Annotated in this window: 4 protein-coding genes and 2 pseudogenes; 3 read left to right on the top strand and 3 right to left on the bottom strand. The window is 46.0% G+C overall.

Going from position 1 to position 5892, the window contains the following annotated elements:
* Positions 1 to 1151 precede the first annotated feature (1151 nt).
* Positions 1152 to 2720: a tetratricopeptide repeat-containing diguanylate cyclase gene (locus BG32_RS03370; protein WP_259459478.1), complete on the top strand. Its 1569-nt coding sequence runs from the start codon at positions 1152 to 1154 to the stop codon at positions 2718 to 2720.
* Between the two features lie 91 nt (positions 2721 to 2811).
* On the opposite strand, the pseudogene BG32_RS17045 reads toward BG32_RS03370, so the two are convergent.
* The 3 genes and pseudogenes from BG32_RS17045 to BG32_RS03355 all read right to left on the bottom strand — a co-directional run bounded on the left by BG32_RS17045 (position 2812) and on the right by BG32_RS03355 (position 4912).
* A pseudogene (locus tag BG32_RS17045) lies at positions 2812 to 3541 on the bottom strand (ABC transporter permease).
* Positions 3538 to 4448, bottom strand: a pseudogene (locus BG32_RS03360) (ABC transporter ATP-binding protein). The pseudogenes BG32_RS17045 and BG32_RS03360 overlap by 4 nt, the downstream one beginning before the upstream one ends.
* Positions 4449 to 4561: 113 nt before the next feature.
* Positions 4562 to 4912: a helix-turn-helix transcriptional regulator gene (locus BG32_RS03355; protein ID WP_121526376.1), complete on the bottom strand. Its 351-nt coding sequence runs from the start codon at positions 4910 to 4912 to the stop codon at positions 4562 to 4564.
* A 376-nt stretch (positions 4913 to 5288) separates the two neighbouring features.
* Between BG32_RS03355 and BG32_RS03350 the strand changes: the two genes are divergently transcribed.
* Together BG32_RS03350 and BG32_RS03345 are read left to right on the top strand one after the other, a co-directional pair.
* Positions 5289 to 5531, top strand: coding sequence for a hypothetical protein (locus BG32_RS03350; RefSeq protein ID WP_014731246.1), 243 nt, complete (start codon positions 5289 to 5291; stop codon positions 5529 to 5531).
* Positions 5518 to 5892 (top strand): MarR family winged helix-turn-helix transcriptional regulator (locus BG32_RS03345; protein ID WP_121526375.1); only part of this gene is annotated, 375 nt, incomplete at its 3' end. The genes BG32_RS03350 and BG32_RS03345, both read left to right, overlap by 14 nt.

The raw sequence follows: 5892 nt of genomic DNA, 5'->3' as shown, positions 1-5892 counted from the left end.
CCTCCGGCAGGAAGTGGGCTCTCTGGCGCGAGGAAGTGATGCCCGGAAGGTCATCCGGGGAAGCGATGCTGGCGCTTACACACCAGGAGGCAAAAACCAAAAAAAGAGCAAGCAAATTGAAGTAATCTCATCAGACGAACTCATTTTGTCAGTGAAGTGCTCCTGTTCAGGATCTGGGCTTTGGAGAAACCGTGGCTGGGCGTTCGAAAGTTCAAGAGAAACTAGTCGACCGTTGAGCGGTTCTCCGTTCATCGAGAAGAGCCGCTTCCCGCTTGCTAAGAAACGCTGAACGCTGGAAAGAGCGAGATTCTGAATCAAGTTCATGACGCCGAGAACGGGGTATCGATTACAGGGTATGGGTCTTGTGAACAGAACTGGCTTACAATTCAAGGTTTTGCTGCAACTGAGGAAGCCATCCCGACATCGGCTTTCGGAAGTCCCTTACTCTGTCATCCCGAACTTGTTTCGGGATCTGTTCCAAGAACGAAGAACCCGGACATGTACCGTCGAAGAACCCGTATTCTTGGCGGGGACGGTAGACCGTTGACGGGCAACGTGCTTTTCATGAGCGTACAGCGGTTCTTAGGATAGAGATGCTGAAACAAGTTCAGCATGACGCCGCGAACGAGGTTTCGATTACAGGGTATGGGGTCTCGTGAACAGAATCGGCCATCAGTTTAGGGTTTTTCTGTAATTGAGAAAGCTACCCCGACATCGGCTTTTGGAAGTCCCTTACTCTGTCATCCCGAACTTGTTTCGAGATTAATTCCAAGAACGAAGAGCCTGGACGCGTAGCGTCGGAACGAGGAACCGCGATTCTCGGCGGGGACGGTGGACCGTTGACGGACAGCGTGGTCTTCATCAGCGTACAGCGTGTACTCTCAAGCGTGAAGTGGCTTTTCTCGGCGAACCAGTTTCTCTTGCTCTTCCTACTTCTGACCACCGACGTCAAACCTCGGTAAACGATGGCATGAAATTGCTTGGTGAGTGTGGCATAGCTTTCAATCATATGAAATAACCTTGTGTAATCATGTAATAAATTATGCAATCGAACAATTTTCAAGTCACTCTCTGTTTGTTTGCAAGCGCTTCTAATTTCTGTATCGTTGAAGAAGAGCAAAGAATTTTGCACGGCAGATGTGTGGGAGGCAATGATGACCGAGAAGAGATCGATCAAAGAGATTATGAAAGCCTATTCAGAAGTCCCCGATAAGGATTTCCGGCAAAAGCTCAAAATTTTGAATGAGCTTTCACAGACAATGTTCAAAGAGGGCAACCCTCTTCTGGCGTCGGAGACTGTTAAAGCGGAGCTTTCAAGAATTGAAGCCCCGGCATGTATCGAGCTGGCAAACATTACGCACAACATGATTAAGTACTCATGCGTTGTGGGCAATTACGATTCATCGATCGAATATGCCTTGAAGGCAGTTGTTCTTTTCAAGGAATTCGGAACGGCCGACGATGTCAACGACGTGATCGGAAACATTGGTGGTGTGTATGTCTACATGGGGCGGTTTGAAGAATCCCTCGAGTACACCGATAAGGCTCTAGAATACGTTCGAATAAAGGGTGATGATCTCGCGGTAGCTAACTTTCTGAACAACAAGGCCGTCGCATTGAAAAGTCTGGAAAGATTTGAAGAAGCCGTGGATTGCTTGATCAAGGCAATAGAAATAAAGCTCTCTCTAGGAAAGAAAGCAGATCTCTGCAACAGCTACTTCAATCTCTCCGAAGTGCTGATCAGCGCGGAAAGGTATGACGAAGTTCCCGCGATCTTCAAGAAAACCGAACCTCTAGTCAAAGAAATCGAAGATCCTGCAGGGTCTGCTGAATTCGATTTTCTTAAGGCTCAGTACTACATGGGAACTGGCAACTATGCAAAGGCTCTGGAAAAAATCGAAAGTTATATAGAGTATCAGAAAGAGTCTGGAAGCATGTCGAAAGTGCCTGGCGCACTAAGAAATAAGATTAAGATTCATGAAGAGCTTGGAGAAGAGGGGCTGGCTCTCGAAACGTACAGGGAACTTGACCTCTTGTCCCAAAGAACTTACAAGGAAACCTGCAGTGCCAGGGCCGCTGAGCTGGCGGCTTCATTCAGATTTCAGCAGAAGATGCACGAAATACAGTTACTGAGCAATCAGAACTTAGAACTTCAGGAAGCAAAGACAACTATCGAAAAGCAATATGAAGAACTTCTCGAAATCGACAGCAAACTCAAGAAGGCAAATGAGCTACTCGAGAAACAGGCCGAGATAGATCCATTGACCGGCCTCCTCAACCAGAAGAAGATGTACCCCATAATAGAAAGAGAGATAAATAGAGCCACAAGATACGGGACTCCTCTATCCATGATCATGATAGATCTTGACAACTTCAAAAACGTCAACGATACTTATGGTCACCTGCAGGGGGACATCCTTCTCAAGAATGTGGCGGGCATAATCAGGTCTTCTCTAAGAAAGGTTGACTTCGTTTTCAGGTATGGTGGCGAGGAATTTCTTGTTCTTTTGCCCTCAAGCGATTTGCAAATGGCAAGTTCTACCGCAGATCGTCTCCGGGATGAGCTGGCCAAGACCACATATCCTAAGGTGACGATGAGCGCTGGTGTCTCCAGCTGGTCAGGCGAAGATGCGACTCATTTCATTCAAAAGACCGACCACCTGTTATACGCAGCGAAAGGCAAAGGAAAGAACAGAGTCGAATTTCAGAAAGGCTCTTGACAGAGTAATCGGCGCAGCTTCAACCGAAAAGAAGACATTGTACTTGGTCCCAAAGGATTACTGAAAAATCAGACTCATTTAACCCTGGACTCTAGTAGATCCATCTTCTCTCAATATTCCGCGTACTTATTAAAAAGAGCAGTGCGGCAAAGCCCAGCAATATAAAAACGCTCGCCAGAGGATCTATGATTCCATTTCTGTTTATAGCGTGTTTAAGAGAATCGGCACCATAGGTCAGTGGAAGGACGAAGGAAAATGGTCAAAAAACGCCGGCAGATTCTCTATAGGGATGAAGAGACCACAAAGAAACATCATAGGAAAACGGAAGAAGTTAGAAAACGTCTGCGCTTCGAATACTTCGCTAGCCGAAACTGCTATGAAAAGACCAAGAAAGGTCGAAGTCACGGCAATTAGCAGCACACTAACTGAAACCAGGAACCAGTTTATTCCAGATAGGTCGACAATCAAGAGGGCAAAGAGAACCGGAACAAAAGCGTTGATAATTCCGAAAAGTATTGCCCCAGTGGTTTTTGCAAGCATTAGAAGCTTGAGGCTTATGGGAGCTAGAAGCAAGCGTTCAAATGACCTACTTTTTCGTTCGAAAGTTATCGTAACTGCAAGCATCGATGTAGTCCCAAAGAGAACGGAGAGAGCCATAACCCCCGGCAAAATGTCTCTTATTTCTACGTCGCTTCCCGATCGCACAAAGAACATGAGGTCCATGAGATAGGAAACACAATTCCCCAGCTTATGTTTGGTGGCTTCAAATAGTAGTTCTTCATATCCTTCATAAGGATTGTCCAGTAGGCTACTCCACTCATTTTTTCTTCCCCTCTTTCTCTGTCTTCATCTTCTCAACCTCTATTCCGGTCACTTTAACAAAGACCTCCTCAAGGGACGGTCTGACTATCTTCGCCTCGTACACATCAATCCCACGGGAACCGAAGAAGCTCATAAACGGCATCAGTTTTATTGGCTCCAAAGAGGTTATTCTAAGTGTGTTACCAGGTCGGAGGTTTATAGTCACGTTGCTGAACTCTTCAATCAATTGCTTCTTGAGATCAACGGGATCACTTCCAAGAGTGAATTCAACAATATTTTCTCTCTGAGCTTCTTTCATCAGGTCGGCCACGGTACCTATCTTTACAATTCTTCCCCCGACGATGAAACCAATCCTATCGCACAACCTTTCGGCCTCTTCTATGTAATGCGTGGTCAGAAAGATCGTGGTTCCCCGGTCGTTCAGTTCTCTTACCAAAGACCTTATCTGCCTTGCGCTTTCGACGTCGATACCTGTAGTGGGTTCATCGAGGAAGAGAATCTCTGGATCGTGAATTAAGCCCGCGGCGATCGTGAGCTTTCTTTTCATCCCCTTTGAAAAAGCCTTGAAAGGTCTCTTTCCTGTATCATCAAGACCAAACTGCTTCAGCAGAGACCTCGCCTTTTCTTCTCTTTCAGACTTTCTAACCCCATAGAGAGCCGAACAGAAGACAAGGTTCTCATAGCCGCTAAGATCATCGTAAAGGTTGCTCTCATCAGGAACAATCCCGATCAATCTCTGAACCTTCTTGATCTCTCTGATACCGTCTTTGCCTGCAATATCGATCCTTCCCGAAGTGGTCTTGCCAGACCCGTGAGCATGTTTATCGTAGTAGTCTTTCCGGCTCCGTTAGGTCCAAGGAAACCGAATACCTCTCCCTTTTCGACCGAGAAGTCGATACTTTTCACGGCAGTGAAGCCGTTGTAGTTTTTTGAAAGGCCGGAGACTTCAATAATTCCCAAAGCGATTACCCCCCAAACTTGTATATTTCACCAAATCCCTATAGACTTATCCTAGAAACCTAATCGCTTTCCCCACTGGAGTCCAAACTACCGCTAATCGATTCCTGCAGAATTGCAATGCTGTCAGAGAGAAGAGTATCTGAAGATTCTTCACAGAGCTCAGCAAGTTGATTCGACAACTCCTTCAACTTTCCTCTGTCCACAGAATAATGGGTGAAATATCCTTTCTTATGACCCTTGACAAGATGCGCGCTCCGAAGCACCTTAAGATGCTGAGAGACGGCTGGCTCGGAAATACCGAGTCTTCTTGAAAGAGCTCTAACGCAGAACTCCCTCCGAAGAAGCAGCTTAATAATTTCGTACCTTGTATTATCTGCAAGTGCCTTCAATACATTGATTTCGAGATTCACAAAAATGTTTTCTCCAATCCAATTAAGTGAATACTTAACCAAATTCTAGTCCATTTTTTCTACTCTTTCAACTAAGGGTCGCCCACGTTTTCTCATGTCTGCTTATTTCCTCAAGTGCTTTCTTCTAGCGGTCATGTCTATCTACCGACTGGTGTCTCACAAAAAACTCTTTGTTTCTCATTCAATACTGATTATCGTAATCATGATTATTATTAATATCGGTGTTGAATGAAGAAGGTGAATCCGATATGAATGACTGCTCATGCAGAGAAACGAAGTGCGAGTTCCACGGTATATGCGACAGATGCCGGGAAAAACACGAAAGACTCGGGTCGCTTCCTGCCTGTGAAAGGAAGAGAAGGAGGAATCGGAGGAAATGAGAAAACTGATCAACCGCATCCTGTTGGCTGTGGCGCTTTCTCCGCTCGTACCAGCGATTGTCACGCTTTTCCCGTGGGAAGCTTCAAAGCCAAACTGCGTCGGCTACTATTCTGTCTGCTCTTTTGCACCGTATAGCTCCATTATTCTTGCAGGGATTGCATTTGCTACTCTAGGACTTGTTATAGCAACCAAGAGGCTGCTGAAGAGGTTTCTGAGGTTGTCCGATGATCTTCGATGACAAGATTGGAAGCCTATTCGAGAAAATTGCTTCGTTGCACATAAACCTCAGCAGACATGCACGGCTTGCCCTGGAACCTCATGGTATTACCTACCCACAGTTCGGCGCACTGCTCGTTCTTTCAAGCCGCGGAGAGATGACCCAGAAGCAGCTCTCCTCACATCTCGAAACGGACACAACGAACACCATGGTGATATGTGTCGGACTGGAGAAGAAGCAGCTCATAACGAGAGAACAGTCCTCTGAAGACAAGCGGGCAAACATCGTCTCAATAACAGCAAAGGGAAGAGAGATATTTCAAAAGTCCATGGCAGTGCTTAGAGAGAGCTATGGTCCGACTGCTAATTCAATTTCGGAGAAG

This window comes from Mesotoga sp. HF07.pep.5.2.highcov, from assembly GCF_003666285.1.
Lineage (GTDB): Bacteria > Thermotogota > Thermotogae > Petrotogales > Kosmotogaceae > Mesotoga > Mesotoga prima.
This window is presented reverse-complemented; position numbering and strand designations above follow the sequence as displayed.